A 21,911-nucleotide genomic window follows, 5' to 3' on the forward strand; every position below is an offset into this window, starting at 1 on the left:
GTATAAAAACCGGATAGCCGCTAGATTGTTCATACATCTCTAACGAATATCCGGTTTTTTATCTTAAATGATACTTAAAGCCTTCCTTTATACTTAAAATACCTTTGCCTAATACTATATACTATCCCCTATACAGTATTTATAAAAGTGTAGAAAGCACCCCTATGTCTTCTACAAGAATATCCGGTTTTATTTCACTTTCTAAAATATCCTTTTCTTTTGTTTCTCCGCTTAATACCAAAATACTTGTTACATCGCTTTTATCAGCAACAGCAATATCGGTATATAAGCGATCCCCTACAATAGCAATCTCCTCTCCGGAAAATCCCGTTTTTTCAATAATATAGTCTAATGTCCTATGACTTGGTTTTCCAAAAAACTCCGGATATTTTCCGGTGCTGGCTTCAATAAGCTTCGCCATAGAACCACAATCGGGAATAAACTCTCCGCCTTCAATCGGACAATTTAAATCTGGATTGATGCCATAATACGTTTTACCATGGCGAATCCACATACAAGCTTTTTCTAATTTTTCGTATGTTAATGATGTATCAAAGCCTAGTATCACGATATCCGGATCCTTTTCATCAATAACAAATCCCTGTTTTTGAAACTCTTCTAATAGTGCTGATGTTCCAACGATATAAACAGTTTCATTAAAATGATGCTGCTTTAAATATTGCATGATTACATGAGTAGAAACCATCATATGATCCTCTTTAATCGGAATCTTCATTTTTTCTAGTTTATTTAGATATACGTTTACACTTTTCGAAGAATTGTTTGTAAAAAAATAATAATCTCGTTTCGTTTCCTTAACTTTATTCAAAAACGGCAGTGTACATGGAAATAAATCATTGCCTAAATAAATCGTTCCGTCCATATCTAAAATAAACACCTTGATTTTTTCCAAATGCTTTTTAATCTCTATCAAATCCTTTTTTATCATAATTATTTAATTCCTTTATAAAAATCCACAAAGTCTTGGCTATATGCATCTAAATATCCTAAATCCCATAGCAATTGCAGCAAGCCATAGCGCACACGCACTTCCTTAGCAAGAATCAAACTATCTTTAACTAAGGAATCTTCAATACCTACGTCTATTGGACGATATGGCGCATCAATTGCTTTTAAAATTTGAATAATCTTAACAGGATCCGGCAACTCATTTACAATAACATCTTTTATTGTATCCCAATGCTTTTGAATATGATCGATGCGTTGCTTAGCTTTTTCAATATCATTCTTGCCAGCTTTTTGTTCCAATTCGATAACTCCTTGTGCAGCTCCTTCAAAGTGATCACGCACGCATCGCTCCCACGCTTTTTGGTCGAAACTTGCGACTTTTGCTTTGCAACCATCAAAATCAATATCTTCCTTAGCCAACTGCTTCCATAAAGCAATTACGCCCGGTGTTGCTAAACCGACTTTGGTACCATGGAATACAGCCTTACGATGAGCAAACAAAAACTTCATTTCCCAATAATGCGAAACATGGTGTTCACTTCCTGAAGCCGGTCGGGAATTCCCTACAAATCCCATTGCCATTCCTGTTTCAATCAATGCCTCCGTAATCGCTTTTACGGCTTTTTTATCTCGTTTAAGCACACCATCAGCATTTTCTACAACTTCTTGAATAGATTTATACACCATTTCTACGATTGTCGGACAATAATATTCTTCGTTGATAATATGTGAAATCTTCCAATCTACCAAACAGCTATATTTCCCAACGATGTCTCCTAATCCCGCCTTTATCATTTCTAGCGGTGCATTTGCCAAAACATTCAAATCCCCAAAAATAGCAGTAGGTACATGACAATCATACGTAGTCTTTAAATCATGTGTAATCAACGCAGCACCTACTGATGCAAATCCGTCCATGCTTGGTGCAGTGGCAACAATCCCATAGTCCAACTGAAGCTTAAAAGAGATAAATTTGCTTAAATCATTTAATGTTCCTGATCCGACACCTAAGATATAATCGTACCTTCTTTGAAGATTCGCAAATATGGTAAATACTGCCTCCTCATCAGGAACCACATCACCAAGCAAACAAACAGTATCTACCACAAAGCCTTGTTTGTTTAAAAATGCTTCTAGCTGTGCTCCAAACGCTTGTTTCGTATTGGTATCCTCAATCAAATAAATAGTATGATAACTATGTTTATGTAAAAAATCCGCAATATCATCTTTTACATATTCTTTTACAGCCACTTTCTCTAAACAAGTGCTATGTGTTCTTCCACAATCGCATATAAATTCATGCCCCAAATAATCATTTATAGTAAACTTATTTACATCAATTTTCATAGTAAGCCTCCTTAATCCATATTCGCAAAGCAACGCATAGCTGCTTCTACATCTTTTTGCATCGCTTTTTGTCCGGCACGTAGAGCTTCGTGATAATATTGAATCGGATAGATAGCATTAATACCTTCACCACCGGCTTTATCCATATACGTAAAATAATTGATTTTCCGTACACCATTTTTAATTACCCTTTTATAATCTTCATGGCTAACACCACTTCCCCCATGCATAACAAGAGGAACTTGGGCTGCTTCACTCAAGACTTTAACCAATTCAAAATCAATATCCGGTTTTGAAAAATATTCTCCGTGAACGGTACCGAAGGAACAAGCTAAACAATCTACACCGGTCAATTCCACAAATCGTTTTGCTTGATCCGGATCTGTATAATTACTACGTTTGGATTTACGATTTTCTGTAATTCCTTCATGATTAAGTGTAACTCCTGCCATTTTACCTATCTCACCCTCTACACTTGCCCCATAGCGATGAGCCATTTCCACGACTCTTTTGGTCATTTCGACATTTTCATCAAATGGCAAAGAAGATCCATCAAACATAACCGAACGAAATCCCATCTTCAAGGCTTTCTCAATATATGCTTCACTAATACCATGGTCTAAGTGTACTGCTACCGGAACACTAGAGGTTTTTGCGGCCATGACCATGATTGGTCCTAAAATATCTAAGCTTGCTACCTGATTTTCTTCATGTGTCTGCGCAAAAGCAAGAATTACCGGAACATTAAGCTTCTCAGCCGTTTCAATAACAGCTACTATATTTTCTAAAGCTACGACATTAAACGCTCCGATTGCCATTTGTTTTTCTTGTGCAATCGGATATATATCCTTTAAAGTAACTAGCATAGTACCTCCTATTTCGAAAATCTCAGCATGACTTTATACGTATCACTGCGACTTGCATATTCTATGGCTTCTTCTATATCTTGATAATCAAAAATCTTTTCAATCAAAGGCCTAACATCAATAATTCTTTTCGAAATACAATCAATTGCCCTTGCGAATGTTTCGACAGTTCCGTTTTGCGTTCCCGTAATGGTAATTTCCTGAGAATGCAAACGCCCTGCATCAACTAAAATCGGTTCATTTGGGTGAATAGAGCTAAACATATTCACGATGCCGTTCTTAGCACACATTTCAATCGCTTGTATGGCAACCGAAGGAATTGCTGTCGTATTCTCGACTACATCAGCCCCTCTGCCGCCGGTTAAATCACGAACCTGCTGAATCGGATCACTACTTAACGGATCAATTACTTCATCGGCGCCTAGTTTTAATCCAAATTCCCTTCGTTTTGCATCTACCTCGCTTAAGATAACACGTGCTCCCTGCAATTTTGCACACAAAACATGCAATAACCCCATAACACCGCCACCGATAACAACAACATCATCGCCCATCTTTATGTGTGAACGCTGAATACTATTTAACACGCAAGCCAACGGTTCACTAAATGCAGCTTCTTCATCAGGTGTAGCTTTGGGATATACATATAGATTTCTTGCTTTTACTACCGCATATTCGGAAAAACCATAAAATCCGGAATACCCATTAGGGTTATAGTAGGCTTTACTTTTAGTAAAGCTTTCGCAAATGTTTTCATGATTATGTTTACAATCATAACAAATCCCACAATCATCAATAATATATGCAATAACCTTATCACCTATCTTAAAACTTTCTTTTGGTACATCTTCTCCTATTTTTTCAATAACCGCACTGTATTCGTGTCCTCCTATCCGTGGATAGCTCCATTTGGATCCTTTATAATCACGAACATCATTGACACAAATACCGGAAACCAAAATCCGTACAAGAACTTCATCAGCTCCTACCTTCGGCATAGGTATATCTTGAATAGAATATTTTTGAGGTCTTTCCAATACACATGCTTTCATTTCTGTAACCCTCCTTACATTTTTTAAACAGAAAGGACCGTACACCGGTCCTTTACTTCATAATACTTAAGCTAAAATACCAGTTACGCCACCAACGATACCGATAACAACAATAAGCGCAATAATTTTTAATGAAGTCCAACGCTTTTTCATCAACCAATATACCAACATAGTGAATGCAAACGGTAAAATCCCCGGCATTACTGCGTCAAACAATTGTTCCTGTACATTAAAGGTAGACCCAGATGTAACAATTTCCAATCCACAAGATAGCTTCACATAGTTAGCAATCAATCCACCCATCACCATACAGCCCATTACTTGTGCACCTAACAGTAATTTATCCAAGATTCCTTTCTCCAAGAAATCCATAATTGCCTCTGAGCCTTGTTTATAACCGAAGAAGAAATTTGCAAAGCTGAAGATATATGTGATTGCCAGCATCAAAACCAGATAAGCAACTGCTCCCCAAACCGTTCCGGTTAATGTAATATCAATGCAGATTGCCAATAAAATCGGAATCAATACTCCTTGCCAAATCGTATCTCCGATACCTGCCAAAGGTCCCATTAAAGATGTTTTCAACGATGTTATAAATTCTCCCGGAATCGGCTCTCCCAAGGATTTCTGTTCTTCTAAGGCTATCGCCATACCTAAAATGCAAGAACCGAATTCTGGGTGTACATTAAAGAACTCCATCTCACGCTGCATGACTTCTTTGCGCTTCTCATTCCCATTAGGGTCATCTTTATATAAATATTGAATGATCGGTACAAAAGTATGACCGCAAGCCATTCCCATCATACGTTCATAGTTATAGTTTGTCTGTACCCATGTTTCCCAATTAAAAGCTGCATGATATAACGCTTTTTTAGGAATAATATGTTTTGCTTTCTCTGCCATTTTAGAAATCCTCCTCTAACTCAGCTTCTTGGGCAATATTACCCTTTTCACTACCGCCTTTAAAATGCAACTGTACGTAAACAATAGAACAAAGCAATGCTAAGATTCCAAGTGGCAACAATGCAAGCCCGGAATACACCGCAACTACAAATCCCAAGAATAAGAACACACGACTCTCTCCCTTAAAGATGTATTGCAATGTAATCGCTATTCCAAGTGCCGGCATCAATCCACCAATGATTTGGAAAATCTTTAACGGTGTTCCGGATAGCATGGTAATAAAATCCTCTACATAAGCAGCACCAAAATAAGCTGCCAAAGTTGCCGGTACCACACAAATGATTGCGGACATGATTTGCGGCAATAGAATATTTACAATCCAAATCTTATTGTATTGTTCTTTTTCAACAAACTTATCCCCTAAATGAACAAAGAAGGAATCTAATGTCATACGTGTATTCCAAACCAAAGTTCCCAACAATCCGATTGGAACTGCCAATGCTAAAGCTGTTTCCGCATCAAGATCTCCGGTAATCGCAAATGCTGCACCTAACGTTCCCGCTAATGCCATATCGGCTGGCATGGAACCCCCTGCAGAGATAAACCCCAAATATACCAAGTTAATAGAAGCACCTACCATGGCTCCCTTTAACGAATCTCCTAAAATAAGTCCAGCAATCCAACCACACACAAGCGGACGCTGTACGGTCCATAGTCCTACAAATGGCAAGTTTGCTTCTCCAATCCAATACAAGACCCCTAAAAGTATTGCCTGTAAAATTGACATAATTACTCTCCTCTCTATTATTTCTTATGTCTTTTACAGAATGCATCGCTATAACAAATTGGAAATATCGATGACCTTCTGTTCCGGTACTAATTGATAATACACATTGACTCCTTTTTCATTTTTCATTCGACGAATGGAATCCACTTCCTCTGGACTTGCCGAAACATTGTTAATAAACGGCTTACGATCACCACGAATCCCCATGCCACCTAAACAAACCTCCTTGATAGCTACTCCGGCATCAATAAGTTGTTCAAATACAATAGGTGTTTTCGTTAAAACAATAACTCGTTCATTCCCCGGATCCGGTTTCTGTAAAGCTTTCGCAGCCCCTTCCACAGTCAAAACAGCCACCTTTGTTCCTGCCGGTGCCAAGGCCATCAGCACCCGCTTATTAAACTTATCCGCTGCTACGACATCATCTACAATCACAATGCGATTGGCACTTAAACTTGGTGTCCAAGCAGTAACAACTTCACCGTGTATCAAACGATCATCTACACGAGCTAAAACGACGTTTCGCATTCTTCATCACCCTCCTCTAATGCTAATAAATCGGTTAAATATTTTTTTACGTCCTTCACTGTTTCGTTAGCTAACTTTATAGCTTCTTCACAAATTTCCGCAGCACACTTTCCATTGCCACGCATCAATAGGATTTCCATTAACAGTGGAACGTTAATACCGGTAAGATGGTACACATCATAGTCATTCATCAGCTGAACTACTGCATTAAATGGACTTCCATAAAACAAATCGGTTAGTACAAGAATTTCTTCATCTTCCTTTGCTTTCTGAAATTCATCTTCTATTCTGCCCTTCAATGCATCAATTCCTTCTTGTGGATATAATCCAACATAAGACAAATCCTCCTGTGGTCCTAAAACCATTTCCATTGTTTCAAACAAGCCCTTGGAAAAGGACCCATGCGATACTAAAACTATTTTCATATTTACGACCCCTTCTTTGTGAGCGTTTTCATTTGACAGCTTTATTGTAGTAGATATTTCAGCAAATTATTTTTTTAATATTCGCAATCATTGTGAAATTTAAATTTTACTAACTTCATAATCATTATGAAGTTTTCGAACAATCTTTTTCGTTATTCCACTGCTTGTTTTGCCGAATTACCTTCCGTTTCATTTACGGTTTTTTCACTTTGTCTTATATGACAGCTGTTATATTCAGCCTATAATGTTCATCTTTTCAAAGAAAACGCATAGATACTTGAGTAGGGAAGACATTTTTTACTTAGATCATACACATATCAGCAAACACCAAGGCCTCCTTTTCCTTCTTGAATTATTCTAATGTCCTCCGACAAATTCATTATATAAAACCGAATTACATAATTGATTCAAACAATTTCATATTATCTACGTAAAAAAATTGTTATAATATTGCGTAATGATTATGCAAATCTATATTTTTTCATAATTAAATACAGGATATTATTATAGGTGTAATTCATTAATAGAGATTTTTGTTTTATGGAATAATGATTCTGCATTTTTCTATATATTTGATGCTTAGATGATGAGAGGAGAGAATGACAGTCTATGTTGATCAAACGCCAAATCAGTATTTTATTGGAAATGTCTAATCAAGTTGGTGAATATTACAAAGCCAACCATTTTTCAGATAAATTTAATGTAAGCTTACGAACTGTCCAAAATGATTTAAAAGCTATCAAAGAAGAAACATTGATGTATAAAAACGATTTTATCATTGAGTCAAAAGTTCCTTTCGGGACACGAATTATCGTGATGCATAATGAAAAATTCAAACAATTCATCAACGATTTAAAATTGCAATCCGATGAATTCAATACAAATGATCGTGATGATCGCATCTATAAGCTTTTAAATTTCCTACTCGACCAAAGAAAAAGCATCTCGATTACAAAATGCGCTGATTATATCTTTGTATCAAAATCTACCTTAATGCTTGATTTAAAGGAATTAGAAACTATTATTTCCAAGTATTCCTTACGTCTGATTCAATCCAAAGGCTACCTTTGGATCGATGGCTTAGAAAGAGATAAACGAATCTGTTTAATGGATAATAACTATGCGTATCTCTCTGTTTTGCCTACCAATTTGATCACCGGCTCCGAAACCGGACATATTTCCTTTATTCACAATCTGTTGATTAATGAGCTTTTACATAAGCAATATCCGATTTCCGATGTCGAATTTCAAAACTTAATACTTTGGTTAAATATCTCCATTCGCCGCATTGGTTCCTTTTTTTATCTCAATGAGGAGGATATCAATGACGATATTACACATTCTGTGGAAATTGAAATCGCAAGAAATATCTTTGAGCGTATTGAAACAAAATATCTGTTACGCGTACCGCAAACAGAAATCAATTTTTTGGCAATGTATATCAACAATCACTCCAACTTCCGCAATACAGATTATATCTCCGAAGATCTAAACGAGTTTATTTTGTATGCTTTGGAAAAAATCAAAGAATCCTATCCAACTGATTTTTTGCATGATGTAAATTTAAGAATGTCATTGGCACTTCACCTCGTTCCTCTCATATCCCGTGCCAAAAACAACGTACAAATCAAAAATGAGATGTTGGATTATATCAAACAAAGTTTTCCTTATGCCTTTGACATAGCCACTTATTTTTCTTATTTATTATCCGAACGCTATAACTGTTTGATAAAAGAAAGCGAAACTGCCTTTTTAGCAATATACTTTAACAAAAGCATCAATGATTATGCGGTATTAAAAGGAAACAAAAGATTATGTATCATTACCAATTTGAAACGTTCTGAATATTTTTTATTGGAACAGCTTCTTTACGATCAATTCAGAAAATATATCGCTGATATTACCTTTGTTTCCTCTCAAGAATTAGAAAAAATCGACTTAGATGCCTTTGATTTATTCTTCTCTACCGAAGATAACAAGGCTACCGAGGTTGGCTTAGCCACAAAACTTACCTTTTTCCCCGATGCTTCGGAACTACAAAAAATTAAAGTTCGCATCGAAGGATTTAAAAATGTCGAAGATATTATCCGTTTATTCGATCCTCGTCTGTTTTTCCGTGCGGAAATCCCCGCTAAAGAAAAGGTACAAAAAAAGCTTGTCAAAACGGCTAGCCAATTGTATCAGATTGAAAATTTATACGAAGAAATTGAACTTCGTGAAGAATTTGGAAGTACCTATTTCGGAAACGGAGTTGCGATTTTGCACCCCATGCACTTAATTACAAATGAGTCTTTCATCGGTGAAATTGTTTTAAAGAAGCCGATTCCATGGGATAATGATGGAAACTATGTAAATTTAGTATTCCTTGTATGCATACAAAAAAATAATCTAGAGGCCTTTCGTGCTTGGGATTATCTATCTCCTCTACTGTTTAATAACCAATTTAAACAAGAGGTATTAGAGGTAGAGAACTACGAACATTTTAAGCAAGTTCTTGAAGCAAACTTAAAATCCAATATTTTATAAACGATAGAAGGTATAAGACGATGAACAATGAACCTACATTTCTATACAATGCTTCCGTTTCCTGTATGCATTTAGGACATATCGAAAAATCTATTCAAGAATTAAATGTTTCTGAAATCAACGGACTGCATTATGATGTCGTTGATGGTATTTTTAACGATTGCTTCATCTTCGGAGATAAAATTCTTCAAGTCATCAGCGAGTATACAAAGCTTCCTATCTTAGTCCATCTGGCATGTGAAAACCCTTTTCCTTACTTGAAACCCATGATTCGAAGTGGTGCTAGCGAAATCGCTATTCATTATGAAGCAACTGTCGATTGTATGGAGACCCTTAATATCATCAAACAATTAGGAGCTTGTGCAGTTCTGGCATTCAAATGTGATACCTCCCCACCAAAAGATTTTCTATCCCTTGCCAAGGTCGCAGATAAAATACTTAAATTAACGGTAAATCCTGGATATGCCGGTCAGACAATTCATCTAGATGCTTTAGAACATGTTAGACAAATGCGTGAACTGTTAAACCAAGCAAAGATTTATCGTAGGATCGAAGTTGATGGAAATATCAACCAAACTACGATCAACCGCTGTATAGAAGCCGGTGCGGATACATTCACATTGGGCTCCTCGGGATTATTTCTTCAAGAAGATACTTTACAAAACAATTTAAAACATATAAAAAATATCGGAGGTAACTTTCATGGCAATATCATTAAATAACGAAAGTATGGACAATGCTTTAAAACCGATTACTGATGCGAATGAAACCATTCTTGCGAAAACATGGGGAACCATCAATTACACTCCTAAGCTTAACAGCTACCGTGTAGATTCCTCTAAATCATCAATCGGTTTTCAAAATATATATGCCTATGTTGCTTTAAGTAATACCCATATAAAAATTATTACCTTACATTCTTTAGATACCACGCGAACAACCGGTCTTTTTAATATTCCTCTATCCGATATTACAGCTTCAAAGATTCATAAAGGTATTTTAAAAAGTCATTTACAGTTAGAATTCAATCAAGAAAAAATAAAAATCTTATGGTTAAATTCTTCTACAATCAGTGAATTTAAAAATCAAAAAAGCAATGTCGAAGCCTTTTGTGATTTCTTTCATCATGTATAAATAGAATCATATGTCAATCTTACATATTTAAGCTTATCAAAAAAACCAGATCACCACACCTAGGATATATAAAAATTCAATCTCCCTATCTGTGTGTTATCCGGTTTTCTTTTTATTCCTTCACTATTTTGGTCTTCGCAACAAAATAGCCTTTGGCTTTCATTTTCTCTGCTTGTGTATTCAATAACGCTTGATTTCTAGTCAAGGCAAACACCGTACTCCCACTTCCGGACATTAAAACAACCTCAAACCCCGCCTCACTTAATTCCGTTTTAATCTTGGCAATATCCGAAACAAGCTGAAAGGCACTGTATTCCAATGAATTTCCCATACAATGCGCTAATTCTTCAAAGCGATCCTCCTCCAAGCACTTACGCACCGCCATACTGCTTGGGTGAGCACACTTAGAAAAGTCCAGCATCGAAAACGCCTGTTGTGTCGATACTCCCATCGGTGGTTTAACAAGCAAAATATCAAAATCACAATGAACATCAAACGGTGTAATATATTCACCAATTCCTTGCACAACTGCACTTTTTGCCATAACACAAAATGGTACATCGGCACCGACCCGCTTGCTCAGCATTGCCAGTTCCTCTATCGGTACATCTAATTTACACAATTCCCGAATACCTCGCATCACCGCTGCTCCATCACTGCTTCCCCCTGCCAAACCGGCTTGAGCGGGAATATTTTTTTCCACATGAATATGGAATTTTTGATCCAAATGATATACTTCACGCATCAATGTAGCTGCCTTAACAACCGTATTGCTGCTATCCATAGCAAGTCCTTCCACATTGCATGTAAAACGATCTTCCGTTGCCAATTCGATATTCACGAGATCGTAAAGATCGATCGGTACCATGATCATATCAAGCTCATGATAACCGTCTTTGCGCTTTCCCTTTACATCTAAGGAAAGATTGATTTTCGCATACGCCTTAAGCTTCATTACGCATCACCTCATACAATACCAAAAACTCAGCTAAGCTAACACTTTCTCCACGCCGCTTCGGATCGATATTTGCCTGTTCCAGCAATGCCATTGCTTTGGCTTTATCTTGCAGATATTCTCCAAAATTATTTAACATCGTCTTTCTTCGTTGCTTAAAACAAGCCTTAACCATCTCGAAAAAGACTTCTTCCTCAATATTTTCATTACGCTGTTTAAAGCGAAACTGCAAAACCGCACTATCGACATTGGGCTTTGGCATAAATACATTTTTAGGAACCTTCATCACAGGCGATACCTCACAGCGATACTGTGTGATAACACTAAGCGCATTATAATCCTTCGTATTCACTTTCGCATAGAAGCGATCTGCGACTTCCTTTTGCATCATCACCGTAATCGAAGATATGTTAGCTTCCGCCTCAAAGATTTTAAACAAAATCGGTGTGGTAATATAATACGGAAGATTAGCCGCCACTACAACCTCATAGCCCTCTTGACGATATTTTTCCACCCAAGCGTTTAAATCAATCGTTAAAAAATCCTGTAAAACAATTTCAAAATTATCATATTCCTGTAAGGTATCTTTCAACACCTCCGGTAATCTCTCATCAATTTCAAAGGATACCACCTTTTGGGCATATTCACAAAGATATTGCGTAAGTGCTCCGATGCCCGGTCCGATTTCAAATGCAACACACTTCTTTTCGCCAATCGCACTGCGTGCAATCTTTTCCACTACGCTTGGTTCAATCAAAAAGTTTTGTCCATAGTTCTTTTTCGCAAATACATCATGCTTAGCGAGTATCTCTTTTGTTCTGCTTGGGGTTGCGATTGGTTTTATCATGCTTCTGTTCCTTTCAAAATACGTAATACATCTTCCTTGGTATAACCGATCATATTTAAACGCTTATACAGTGTTTTGGCATTGGGCTTACCTAAATATAATATTCTTCCTATTTCCTCACGATGCTTCGCCGCCTCTTTTCCTCCGACTAAGCCAAGATCTATAAATTCCTCATAGGATAAGCTTTCCTTTACTTCTTCATCATAAGTCATCAAATGCTTTAAAGCATCTAGAATATCCTCTTTTTTCGCATGCTCAACGCCTACCTTTTTGGTGGTCTTTGCCTTTCCCTTTTCAATAAAAGCATTCTTACAGCCGGGAATAAATTGATTGATCTTACGACGTATCATTTCTCCCGGATAATCCGGATCGGTAAAAATAATAACGCCTCTTGTTTCTTGCATTTCACGAATCTGACATAGCGTTTCTTGCGAAAGCGCACTGCCATGTGTTTCAATCGTATCACATTCCACATAGCTTTGTAAGACGTTCGTATCGTTTTTTCCCTCTACAACAATGACTTCTTTTATTTTCATTTTCACACCACATTTCATATACATTTTACAGGAAATCGCTTAAAGTCAACTACCCATCACCTGAAGGTAATGGGCTTGTAACTGCCCAGTCGTACCAACGATTTGCATCTCCGACCTTTGTTATTCTACAAACATCACTGTTCATAGTGGCGTTACATCATAGGGTGGTTGACAGCACCCTTTGCCGTAGAGTTTACTCTACAACAACTGTATTTGGTACTTGACTATCCACTAGATAATTGATTCCCATTCGATACAGATTCATTGCTCCAATACGGTCATCATTTGATTGATACCCACAATTCTTACAAGTAAACAAATGTTTCTTTTTATTTCGATTTGCTTTTTCAATATGTCCACAAACAGGACAACATTGACTTGTATAGTGAGGGTCAACTTTGATAACTGTTGACTGATTTTGTTTTGCTTTATAAATAAGTTTTTGTTCAAGGTCGTAAAAAGACCACGATACAGATACATATCTATCTTTCATGCGTACTCGTTCCGTAGCATTACGGACACCAGATAAATCCTCAAGTACAAAAAGGGTATGCTTTGGGTTCTTTTCAACAAGTGCCTTTGATACCTGATGGTTAATATCCTGCATCCAACGGTTTTCTCGTTGATCAATTGCTTTAATTCTTCGTCTTGAAGACGATGTATGTCGCATCTGCAACTCTTTGCGAAGTTTAGAATAATTCGCTCTCTTTTGTTTTATTTCTTTGCCACGAACAAACTTTGACTTATATTTACTGTCATAAGTTGCAACAACAAAGTTGATTCCTCTGTCTATACCGACAACATTACATATATCCGAAAGTGATGTTTCTTCAACATCGTAAGTCACAGGAATATGCAGATAATACTTACCATGTTTATTTACAAGTTTAGCTGTTCCAAACTTATAGATAGTATGGTCAAAGTATTTATCCATACCTTGAGCGAAATATGATAGTTTCACACGACCATATAATGTATTTACTGAAAAACAATTCTGTGTAAGAGAATAATCTCGATTCCAGACAAGGTCATACTGAGGCTTTTTAAAACATGGTTTGATCCATTCTTTCTGATTTTCAAGAATTGTCTTATATCTAGCGATAACAGCCTTAAAAACAGATTGTGTCATTTGTGATTTTAAGCCAAATCTTTCTCGAATCGTAGAATATAACGCTTTATTAAGGGAAAATTGTTTAAGGTCATGTGTCTGGGATACATAATTAGAAACATAATTACAAGCATCACGATACGCAAACATTGTATTGTCTAACAATGTTTTCTCATCATCGGAAACAGATATTTGTATTTTTGCTGTAACTGTCATTTGTCCCATAAGCGTACTCCTTTCATTGATATTTCACTATCTAAATTATATAATTTTAATTAGTGAGATTCAAGTAAGTAGGAATTCAGATGGTTATTTTGCTTATAGCATCGGAGAAGTATCATCCGCTACCATACAAAGATATATCGAATCACAAGGATAGGTCCCACCACCCAAAGGAAGTGGGTTTCCGCAACCTAAAAAATTTATGAAAAGTAACAATCCATTCTCTTAATGCTTTCTTTCCGATGTTAATTTTCGTTGCTTGGAAAAAATCATAATGAATTTTATAATAACGGAAACGAGGTGTTTTTAATGCTAAATGAAAATATACGTAAATATCGTAAAGAATGTGGATTAAGTCAAGAGGAAATGGCAGTAAAGCTGCATGTCGTACGACAAACCATATCAAAATGGGAAACAAATCTATCCGTTCCCGATGCGGATATGTTGGTTGAAATTGCCAAGCTGTTACAAGTTTCCGTAGAACAGCTGTTGGATTACAGTGGAAAGGATAGCCTATCGGTTGATACAGAATTAGCACGCTTAAATGAAGAATTGGCCAAGCATATTAAGGAGGAACGCAGGTTACAGCTTTATCATCAAAAACGCAACCTGATTTTATATCTTCTTATTGCCTCTCTTACCATTGCTCTTGTCGTTAAAAATACCTTCTTGTCTATCGGTTTGATCTTACTTTGTGTTTTAGCAAGCCTTTGGGTTTTATATCGCAATTTAGCACTCTTAGCATCACAAACCTCCTCTCCCTCTAAGCAACAGTTCCACGCCTTAAAGCTGTCCTTGCTTTTTTCACTTTGTTTGATCCTTTTTATCGTTGGCTTTGTATGCTTGGAAAAGCTAGGCATGGTAGGAGAAGAAAGTGAGTTTTGCTTTGCGGTAGGTATCGTTATAGTCGTGATGCTGTTTTTAGGCCATATCAGTCCGAAACTGCCTTACACCCGCTTTGTCGGTCTGCGTCTGCCATGGACCGTTTGTGATGAAGAAACTTGGTATTTCGCTCATCGTATCATTGCCTTGATCACAGTTCCTTCTATTATGTTAATGATAGTAGGACTTCTTATGTTTGCGGATAAAGAAAAGGTTTTGCTTATCAGCATGTTTTCATGGATCATCATTCCAAGCGTAGTATCCCTTATATTTTATCTTCGTAAATATAAGATTCCTTCCAAATGGAACAAATAAGATATATTTATAAAAAAGATATGCCCTTAAAGAGCACACCCTTGTCCATTATTCCCACCATAACGTATAAGTTCTGCATTGGCAGTGGATACATAGATACGTTGTAAAGGATTAGCGGATTGTAAACCAATATATAAATCGAAATGATTTCCTTGAATAGCACCTCCGCGATCCATCACCATTGCATAAAAGGGCTGTTCTACCTTAATTCCGGCACCGCTTAAGCCATGATTACTGATTTTAAAAATCGAACACATCGGTATGCTTGGATCAGCGGCGATAATATAGTAACCTCCATATTGAATGCCCGCTTTCCACTCCCCATTTGGCTGCATAACACCCAATGAAGCATCTAAGGCTATCCCCATTGCCGTACCTCCTCGCCCATTATACGATTGACAACCAACACAATCTATCCCATAAGTAGTAATACTCGCCGGTATGGTTCGTTTTTGACGCTCTGCTTCTTGCTGTGCTTGTATTTCCTTTAAGAAGCTGAGCGTTATTTTTTTTATTCCGGAGTTTATTACCAGCTTATCGAATACCCTATGAATATGTTTTAACACTCGATTGTTTTTTATCGGCGAATTATGTACTTGAAAAAGGTCTTTTGGCAAGCGGCTGTTTTCATCTGTGATGTGCATAACCATTGCAGCCTGTTGTTTACCGAAAACATCATCATATATATATTCACTGTATCCATTGCAAAACAAAGTAAGGCTACAAACAACTCCAAAGAGCATTCGCTTTCGTTTCATTGTTTCCTCCTTTAGGATACATCTTACAATATATCCCTAATTACTATTTATTTTCTTAGTTATTGCTAATATTCCCTAATTTCAAATATTCATACATGTTAAAAGTAAAAACTCCCTCGCTAAGAGCGAAGGAGCAAACTATGAACCACGATTAAATATATTTTATTTTTCCATTGCATACTTTTGTACCCATTTATCAAACAATTCCGCATTTAACGTTCCATTCATATTGTCATATTGACTCACAATTTTACCATCTTTAACACAAAAAATATTAGGTGTTCCTATATAACTAGGAAACAACTCTCGAATTTCATTTTCATCACTTAATTTATTTTTGTCAATGTTCAAATCATATATTGTTACATCATGATCTTGTAAATAATCGCTTATCATCTGGTTCCACTCATGACAGTATTTGCAATTATCTCTGGTAACAACTGCTATAAACGTATCCTGATTATTAAACTTAGACTTCATTTCCCTTTGGGTAATTGAAATAACTTCCCCAAAGGGCGCGCTATTGTTTTTTCGAGACGATAAATACAGCATTCCACAGATGGTAAACACAACAAAGAGGATTGATAAGCAATGCTTTTTTTTCCATTTCCTCATACTATCCCTCTCAATCAATTATTTTTTAAATACCTTAGGTATTTCATAGGTTAGCTTATAATCAAATTCAACTTGTTCTTCTTCCAACTTATTATCCTCATCATAATAGAAATGAAAATAATCAGGGTTCTTTTCATCATCTTTTACAATAGAAAACAAGTAGAATTGAAGCGAGCCATTGGGTCCTATTTCATCCCAAAAATAACTCTCTATCTCATTGATCAGAACTAATTTTGCAGGCAATAAACCCTTAGCGTTGCTCCCATTAACTTTTATATTCTTTAAATTAAACGTAGATTTCCCAAGATTTTTAAGTGTTCCGGTTAATACATAATAATGGTATCCTTCTTTTTCTTTATAATGTGGATAATATCCTTGAGGTTTCTGCGGTTTCACCTCTTTTTGTATCTTCGCTGAATGAAAATCCATCTCTAAATCTGTAACAACAATCGTCTTACTGCTAACAACATCACTCTCTTTTGCACTCCATTCGTTATCTGAACAGCCTGCAATTGCAATAAAGAAAACACATACCATACTTAAATTTCTTATCTTCTTCATGTCATTCAACCTTCAAAGTTGATTCTATTTCTCCGCCATTTAAAGCTACGCTTGGATCATCTAAACTTCCGCTTTCTACCTTGATCGTAATAGGATATGTTCCTATTTTTAATTTTTCTTTAATTTCAATTTCAACTACTGCAGTACCCGGCTCTATCCACTTACTCTCATAAATCGTCTTTTTTGATTCTTTCAACACAATCTTATATTTAAAATAACAAGGATTTCCTTCCGGATTTACTAAACCAACCGAAATTGTATTAGAATTATGATTCGTTTTTAGTTGATTGAAAACCGGTATCATGATCTCTTGAGGATTATCATTTTTCATGCCATTCGGCATTTGATAGGATATCGCAGCTTCATCTAAATCTACGGTATTCTGATGACTTAGAAAATACCAACCCCCTATAAGCAACCCAATTAAAAGCAGTAAGGGAATCAAAAACAATAAAATCCTTCTCTTTTTCCTAATAATGCGTAAAAAACCTTTTTCTCCATCTTCATTAACACAAGGAATGTAACCAATCACCATCTTAGTAGATATTGATTCATCTATCGCATTCAGCTTCAGTTTTCTACCGCAATACGATAAAAAACTACCATTTGTCTTTTTCTTATCCAATGCAACATCAGCAAATAGCATAGGTGCATCCACCCCATTAGCAATCAAATCTTCTTGAGACAAATACGGCCACTCTCGCTTATGATCATCTTTCCATTTTTTTAAACAAGATTCTATCTCTCTATATTCATATTTCATACATCATTCCTCCTCTACTACTAATGTCACATCCATTTCCCCACCATTCATTTTAACCGAATGGTCTTGTAGTGAATATGTCTCTACAATAATGAGCGATGGATAACTACCTTTCTCTAATTTTCTATTCACTTTAAATCCCGGAATTGCCGTTCCTGGTTCTATAAGCTTTGAACGATAAATTTCCTCATCTCTCTCTTTTAAAATAATACGATAGCCAAAATAACACGGATTTCCTTTCGGATTTGCCAAATTTATTGTAGACTTCATAGTCTTTGAATCTACATGTATAGTCCCAAATAAAGGAATCGAAATATTCTTTGGATCTTTATTTTCTAATCCCTCAATGTGATACGAAATAGCACTATCATCTAAACTAGGCTCATCTTGTTTCCAAATATCTCTACCGACAAATAAACCTGTTCCTATTAAAAGAAGCATCAAAAGCAAAAAAAGAAACTTCTTATTTGATCTTTTAATGATTCGAATATATGCATCACTAAAATCATTTGATTCCACTGCAATATACCCTAAACAATATTCATTCGATCTTAATTTTGGAATATATGGTGCTACATCAATACATTGATCGTGATATTGCAGTGTAAACTGACTTTCTTTCCGACTCCCTACATCTCCGATGATTCTATACCCCCCATTAGGATATATGTGATCCATCTGATCATTACTGATATAGGGCCATGATTGATGATTTACATCTACCCAAGAATCCTTACTGTTACTCGTTTCTTTAAGCTTATAAAACATTCTCACACCTCCTAAAAATGGTTCAATGACATTACAGCCATTGAACCATTATTGCCCTATGGGCTATATAATTTATTTAAATTCGATTATTTCACTTGAGTTAATCCATCACCACTTAAACTAGTTACTTTGAATGTTAAAGTATCTGTAAAACGAGAGCCAGGTTTTTCATTCTCTACAATTTTATCCAATTTTTTCCATTTTTTTATTTCTTCTTTCTACCCATTTCGTGAATGTGTTATGATTAGTATTCAACTGTTTTGCAGCTTCTCTTTTACTTATTTTATGTTCTGCTCACAAATTGTACACTTCATTAAAATTTTGATGCCCTTTGCTTAATATTCTCCCGCTCGATTTGTGCTACATATGAGAGAATCTGTATTACTAACCCTGATATCAATTTCCTCGTTAAATCATTTGTTTCCACACGAGTATCTAGTAAAGGGCAATCAAGTACGATAATATCAACATTTCTTTCTTTCGTTAAATATCTCCATTGCTCCATAATTTCATCGTAATTTCTTCCAAACCTATCAATTGATTTAATGTAAACTTCATCTCCCTCCAGCAATTTTTTCACCATCCTTTGATAATTTTTTTCTTTCAAGATTTTTCCCAGACTGCTTATCCACAAACATATTCTTATCTTCGATTTTTAATTGCCTAAGTGACTCCACTTGTCTGTCGATATTTTGATCTTTACTTGATACTCGTATATATCCATATTTTTTCACAATAAACCTCTCCTTATGTTCTTATACTTTTTCAAATATTTTTCTGTCAAACTTAGATTATAATAAATTATTATGAAAAATCACCTAAACAACATGTCATTCTTTTTTCATTCATATAATGGGGATTCTACTAGAATCAGTGGTAGCTTAGTCAAATACTTAGTGAAAATCAACAAAAAAAGAGCTATAACAATTAAAATAGCTCTAAATATAAAGAACAGGATTGTCTAATCGTTAGTGATATGATGTCACTATAATAGATAGTGTAAATAATTTAATGCTAGTATAAAATTTTATATTAAGAAGAAAAATTTTAAGCATTGTAAAAAATATTTGGATAGTTAAAATCAAATATTTCTTTAGACAAAGAAATAAATATGGCAGATGGAGTTGTTAGTAATTGGACAAAACAATATAAGATATATAATAAAACTGTATATCCTGACCATATACTTATCAGTAACTGCGCTGCTTTCCCTTCCAATCGAATGTTTTAGCATTCATTAGAATCAGCTTTTTTGCTTGCCAAATCTTTCAATGCATCCTCATCTACTTCATATTTTTCTTTATTTACACTTTAATAACAAAGGAAAATAAAAAAAGCGCCGCAGCGCTAAATCTTCTTATCAAATGATAAATCCTCTACAAAGGTTAATGGCAAGTCATAAATGACCTCTTGATTTACGATGTCATAGCATTTTTGATCACTATATTTCTGAGGAAAATGTGCATCAAGCCCATAAATAACCCGAACATCATATTGCGCGGCAATCTCCCAAAAGTGACGATACGGATACAAATAACGTGTTTCCTTTCCTCGCTTGCATTTTCCATACTTCACTCCGTTTAAATTTACCTCTAGTAACACCTGATGATCCTGTGCCGCTTTACATATATCGTGTGCTACCTTTTCACAGGTCGCAGTCCACTCCTCTTTGCCATACATGAACAAATCCGGATGCGCCAAAATATCCGGCAATCCTTTTTCAATTGCTTCAACTACCAGCTTGCCATATAATTCGGTATCCTCATCTCGATAATTCTTATAGAAATCAAGAGCAAAAAGACCACGATCATGCTGTCCTAAGATGAGATAATCTACCCGATTTTTCATATCCCACAAATACTCCTCAAAATCCGGATAATATTCAAATTCCAAACCGATGCGAATTTCGATATCCTTTGCATATTTTTGTTGCAACCGCTGAATGCTTTCCACATATTCCTCAAATTCATCTTCATGCATCCGATCCGTTTCTAAATAACCGTTAGGATAGGGTATATGGTCAGATACTCCAATCTTTCGATATCCGTTTCGAATTGCTTCAACAACATATTCTTCATCTTCACCAATCGCATGACCACAGCGTTTGGTATGTGCATGATAATTAAAGCTTTGCACCTTCACCATCCTCCTTACAATTCTTCCTCGTAGCTAAAGCCAAGTCCTTGAACCTCATTGGCATTCATAACAATGACAAAGGCTTCGGAATCAATATGTGCCACCATTTTTTGCAGTTCCGGAAGCTGCTTATTAACAACAACTACCATAAGAACCGGCTTTTGTTGTTGCGAATATCCACCTACGGCTTGAATGATCGTTGTTCCTCGCTCTAAGCTTTCATGAATCTTATCCATGATTTCCGCATAGTGATCGGAAATAATCATTACATTTTTTGCATCATGCCCACCAATCAGCATTGTTTTATTGATCATAAAACTACTTACCCATACGGATAAAATACCTGTTAAAGCTGCTTGTAAGCCATAGGTAGCAGCACCTAATAACACCGTTAACGCATCTACGATCATAACAAGGGTAGGTAATGGAATGTGGGTATATTTATTGATTACCAATGGAGGAATATCCATACCACCGGTACTGGCACCGGTACGAAAAACGCAGCCTATCCCAATCCCCATCAAAGCGCCTCCGTAAATCGTTGCCAAATATTTATCCATGATAAAAGTGTCGGCAGGGATATAGTTTTCCGCAAGATAAGAAAACAAGGAAAGCATTACCGGATAACAAATCGTGCTTAAAATCGTTTTCATCGCAAACTTTTTCCCTAGGATAAGCACCCCTACGATAAACAATCCAATCGTTCCGATATTGATCATCAGCTCCGGCGATAGCGGAATCAGCTTCTGCAAGGCAACGGCAACACCGGGAAGACCTCCGGTTAATACATTATTGGGTAAAACAAACCATGCAACGCCGGCTGATAATGCAATATTACCGGCTAGAATCCATAGAAGATCCCTCATAAGCTCTTTATTACTTAGCTTCATACAATTCCTTCTCTCTGC

Annotated in this window: 25 protein-coding genes and 1 pseudogene; 5 read left to right on the forward strand and 21 right to left on the reverse strand. The window is 36.1% G+C overall.

What is annotated here, in order from left to right; translation table 11 throughout:
* Positions 1 to 139: 139 nt before the first annotated feature.
* The 8 genes from EUBDOL_RS03375 to EUBDOL_RS03410 all read right to left on the reverse strand — a co-directional run bounded on the left by EUBDOL_RS03375 (position 140) and on the right by EUBDOL_RS03410 (position 6,877).
* Positions 140 to 949, reverse strand: coding sequence for an HAD-IIA family hydrolase (locus EUBDOL_RS03375; RefSeq protein WP_004798499.1), 810 nt, complete (start codon positions 947 to 949; stop codon positions 140 to 142).
* Positions 950 to 951: 2 nt separating this feature from the next.
* Positions 952 to 2,316, reverse strand: a complete 1,365-nt coding sequence (locus EUBDOL_RS03380) for a sn-glycerol-1-phosphate dehydrogenase (protein WP_004798501.1) — start codon at positions 2,314 to 2,316, stop codon at positions 952 to 954.
* Between the two features lie 11 nt (positions 2,317 to 2,327).
* Positions 2,328 to 3,182, reverse strand: coding sequence for a class II fructose-bisphosphate aldolase (locus tag EUBDOL_RS03385; RefSeq protein ID WP_004798503.1), 855 nt, complete (start codon positions 3,180 to 3,182; stop codon positions 2,328 to 2,330).
* An 8-nt stretch (positions 3,183 to 3,190) separates the two neighbouring features.
* Positions 3,191 to 4,234, reverse strand: coding sequence for a zinc-dependent alcohol dehydrogenase (locus tag EUBDOL_RS03390; RefSeq protein ID WP_004798506.1), 1,044 nt, complete (start codon positions 4,232 to 4,234; stop codon positions 3,191 to 3,193).
* A 66-nt stretch (positions 4,235 to 4,300) separates the two neighbouring features.
* Complete coding sequence (locus tag EUBDOL_RS03395; protein ID WP_004798507.1) at positions 4,301 to 5,137, reverse strand: PTS system mannose/fructose/sorbose family transporter subunit IID; 837 nt, start codon at positions 5,135 to 5,137, stop codon at positions 4,301 to 4,303.
* Position 5,138: 1 nt separating this feature from the next.
* On the reverse strand, positions 5,139 to 5,924 hold the full coding sequence (locus tag EUBDOL_RS03400) for a PTS mannose/fructose/sorbose/N-acetylgalactosamine transporter subunit IIC (RefSeq protein WP_004798509.1): 786 nt from the start codon (positions 5,922 to 5,924) through the stop codon (positions 5,139 to 5,141).
* Between the two features lie 48 nt (positions 5,925 to 5,972).
* Positions 5,973 to 6,452, reverse strand: a complete 480-nt coding sequence (locus EUBDOL_RS03405) for a PTS system mannose/fructose/N-acetylgalactosamine-transporter subunit IIB (RefSeq protein ID WP_004798511.1) — start codon at positions 6,450 to 6,452, stop codon at positions 5,973 to 5,975.
* On the reverse strand, positions 6,434 to 6,877 hold the full coding sequence (locus EUBDOL_RS03410) for a PTS sugar transporter subunit IIA (RefSeq protein ID WP_004798513.1): 444 nt from the start codon (positions 6,875 to 6,877) through the stop codon (positions 6,434 to 6,436). The genes EUBDOL_RS03405 and EUBDOL_RS03410 overlap by 19 nt, the downstream gene beginning before the upstream one ends.
* A 609-nt stretch (positions 6,878 to 7,486) precedes the next feature.
* Between EUBDOL_RS03410 and EUBDOL_RS03415 the strand changes: the two genes are divergently transcribed.
* Genes EUBDOL_RS03415 through EUBDOL_RS03425 form a run of 3 tightly spaced genes read left to right on the forward strand, consistent with a single transcriptional unit; the run spans position 7,487 to position 10,537 of the window.
* Positions 7,487 to 9,403, forward strand: a complete 1,917-nt coding sequence (locus EUBDOL_RS03415) for a BglG family transcription antiterminator (RefSeq protein ID WP_004798514.1) — start codon at positions 7,487 to 7,489, stop codon at positions 9,401 to 9,403.
* 20 nt (positions 9,404 to 9,423) lie between these two features.
* Positions 9,424 to 10,125 carry a ribulose-phosphate 3-epimerase gene (locus tag EUBDOL_RS03420; protein WP_040463018.1) on the forward strand — a complete coding sequence of 234 codons (702 nt, stop codon included), beginning with the start codon at positions 9,424 to 9,426 and terminating at the stop codon, positions 10,123 to 10,125.
* The gene (locus tag EUBDOL_RS03425) at positions 10,106 to 10,537 is read left to right on the forward strand and encodes a hypothetical protein (RefSeq protein ID WP_004798518.1); all 432 of its coding nucleotides are present in this window, start codon (positions 10,106 to 10,108) and stop codon (positions 10,535 to 10,537) included. Before EUBDOL_RS03420 ends, EUBDOL_RS03425 begins: the two co-directional genes overlap by 20 nt.
* A gap of 112 nt (positions 10,538 to 10,649) precedes the next feature.
* Here EUBDOL_RS03425 and ispE read toward each other — a convergent pair whose 3' ends face one another.
* From ispE to EUBDOL_RS03445, 4 genes are all read right to left on the reverse strand, one after another.
* Positions 10,650 to 11,492 carry a 4-(cytidine 5'-diphospho)-2-C-methyl-D-erythritol kinase gene (gene ispE, locus EUBDOL_RS03430; RefSeq protein WP_004798519.1) on the reverse strand — a complete coding sequence of 281 codons (843 nt, stop codon included), beginning with the start codon at positions 11,490 to 11,492 and terminating at the stop codon, positions 10,650 to 10,652.
* A complete protein-coding gene (gene rsmA, locus EUBDOL_RS03435; protein WP_004798521.1) occupies positions 11,482 to 12,339 on the reverse strand; it encodes a 16S rRNA (adenine(1518)-N(6)/adenine(1519)-N(6))-dimethyltransferase RsmA in 858 nt (285 codons plus the stop codon). Before rsmA ends, ispE begins: the two co-directional genes overlap by 11 nt.
* Positions 12,336 to 12,875 (reverse strand): ribonuclease M5, encoded by a 540-nt coding sequence (gene rnmV / locus EUBDOL_RS03440; RefSeq protein ID WP_040463100.1) that lies wholly within the window; start codon positions 12,873 to 12,875, stop codon positions 12,336 to 12,338. Before rnmV ends, rsmA begins: the two co-directional genes overlap by 4 nt.
* A gap of 193 nt (positions 12,876 to 13,068) precedes the next feature.
* On the reverse strand, positions 13,069 to 14,208 hold the full coding sequence (locus EUBDOL_RS03445; RefSeq protein ID WP_004798524.1) for an RNA-guided endonuclease InsQ/TnpB family protein: 1,140 nt from the start codon (positions 14,206 to 14,208) through the stop codon (positions 13,069 to 13,071).
* Between the two features lie 76 nt (positions 14,209 to 14,284).
* Here EUBDOL_RS03445 and EUBDOL_RS11985 point away from each other — a divergent pair.
* Positions 14,285 to 14,362: pseudogene (locus EUBDOL_RS11985) on the forward strand (IS200/IS605 family transposase); the annotation flags it as partial.
* Positions 14,363 to 14,514: 152 nt separating this feature from the next.
* Complete coding sequence (locus EUBDOL_RS11555) at positions 14,515 to 15,402, forward strand: XRE family transcriptional regulator (RefSeq protein ID WP_040463020.1); 888 nt, start codon at positions 14,515 to 14,517, stop codon at positions 15,400 to 15,402.
* A gap of 26 nt (positions 15,403 to 15,428) precedes the next feature.
* Here the strand turns inward: EUBDOL_RS11555 and EUBDOL_RS10935 are convergent, their stop codons facing one another.
* The 9 genes from EUBDOL_RS10935 to EUBDOL_RS03490 form a co-directional block, all read right to left on the reverse strand.
* Positions 15,429 to 16,160 (reverse strand): 3D domain-containing protein, encoded by a 732-nt coding sequence (locus EUBDOL_RS10935; protein ID WP_004798527.1) that lies wholly within the window; start codon positions 16,158 to 16,160, stop codon positions 15,429 to 15,431.
* A gap of 162 nt (positions 16,161 to 16,322) precedes the next feature.
* Positions 16,323 to 16,775, reverse strand: a complete 453-nt coding sequence (locus EUBDOL_RS03460) for a thioredoxin domain-containing protein (RefSeq protein WP_040463022.1) — start codon at positions 16,773 to 16,775, stop codon at positions 16,323 to 16,325.
* An 18-nt stretch (positions 16,776 to 16,793) separates the two neighbouring features.
* A complete protein-coding gene (locus tag EUBDOL_RS03465) occupies positions 16,794 to 17,336 on the reverse strand; it encodes a hypothetical protein (protein WP_004798531.1) in 543 nt (180 codons plus the stop codon).
* Position 17,337: 1 nt separating this feature from the next.
* Complete coding sequence (locus EUBDOL_RS03470; protein ID WP_004798533.1) at positions 17,338 to 18,099, reverse strand: hypothetical protein; 762 nt, start codon at positions 18,097 to 18,099, stop codon at positions 17,338 to 17,340.
* A gap of 3 nt (positions 18,100 to 18,102) precedes the next feature.
* Positions 18,103 to 18,867 carry a hypothetical protein gene (locus tag EUBDOL_RS03475; RefSeq protein WP_004798535.1) on the reverse strand — a complete coding sequence of 255 codons (765 nt, stop codon included), beginning with the start codon at positions 18,865 to 18,867 and terminating at the stop codon, positions 18,103 to 18,105.
* Between the two features lie 313 nt (positions 18,868 to 19,180).
* A complete protein-coding gene (locus EUBDOL_RS11920) occupies positions 19,181 to 19,438 on the reverse strand; it encodes a recombinase family protein (RefSeq protein ID WP_407636351.1) in 258 nt (85 codons plus the stop codon).
* Positions 19,422 to 19,601 (reverse strand): recombinase family protein, encoded by a 180-nt coding sequence (locus EUBDOL_RS11925; protein WP_004798537.1) that lies wholly within the window; start codon positions 19,599 to 19,601, stop codon positions 19,422 to 19,424. Before EUBDOL_RS11925 ends, EUBDOL_RS11920 begins: the two co-directional genes overlap by 17 nt.
* Positions 19,602 to 20,214: 613 nt before the next feature.
* A complete protein-coding gene (locus tag EUBDOL_RS03485) occupies positions 20,215 to 21,012 on the reverse strand; it encodes a histidinol-phosphatase (protein ID WP_004798541.1) in 798 nt (265 codons plus the stop codon).
* 5 nt (positions 21,013 to 21,017) lie between these two features.
* Complete coding sequence (locus tag EUBDOL_RS03490) at positions 21,018 to 21,893, reverse strand: YitT family protein (protein WP_004798543.1); 876 nt, start codon at positions 21,891 to 21,893, stop codon at positions 21,018 to 21,020.
* Positions 21,894 to 21,911: the final 18 nt, after the last annotated feature.

Source organism: Amedibacillus dolichus DSM 3991 (genome assembly GCF_000154285.1).
GTDB lineage: Bacteria > Bacillota_I > Bacilli_A > Erysipelotrichales > Erysipelotrichaceae > Amedibacillus > Amedibacillus dolichus.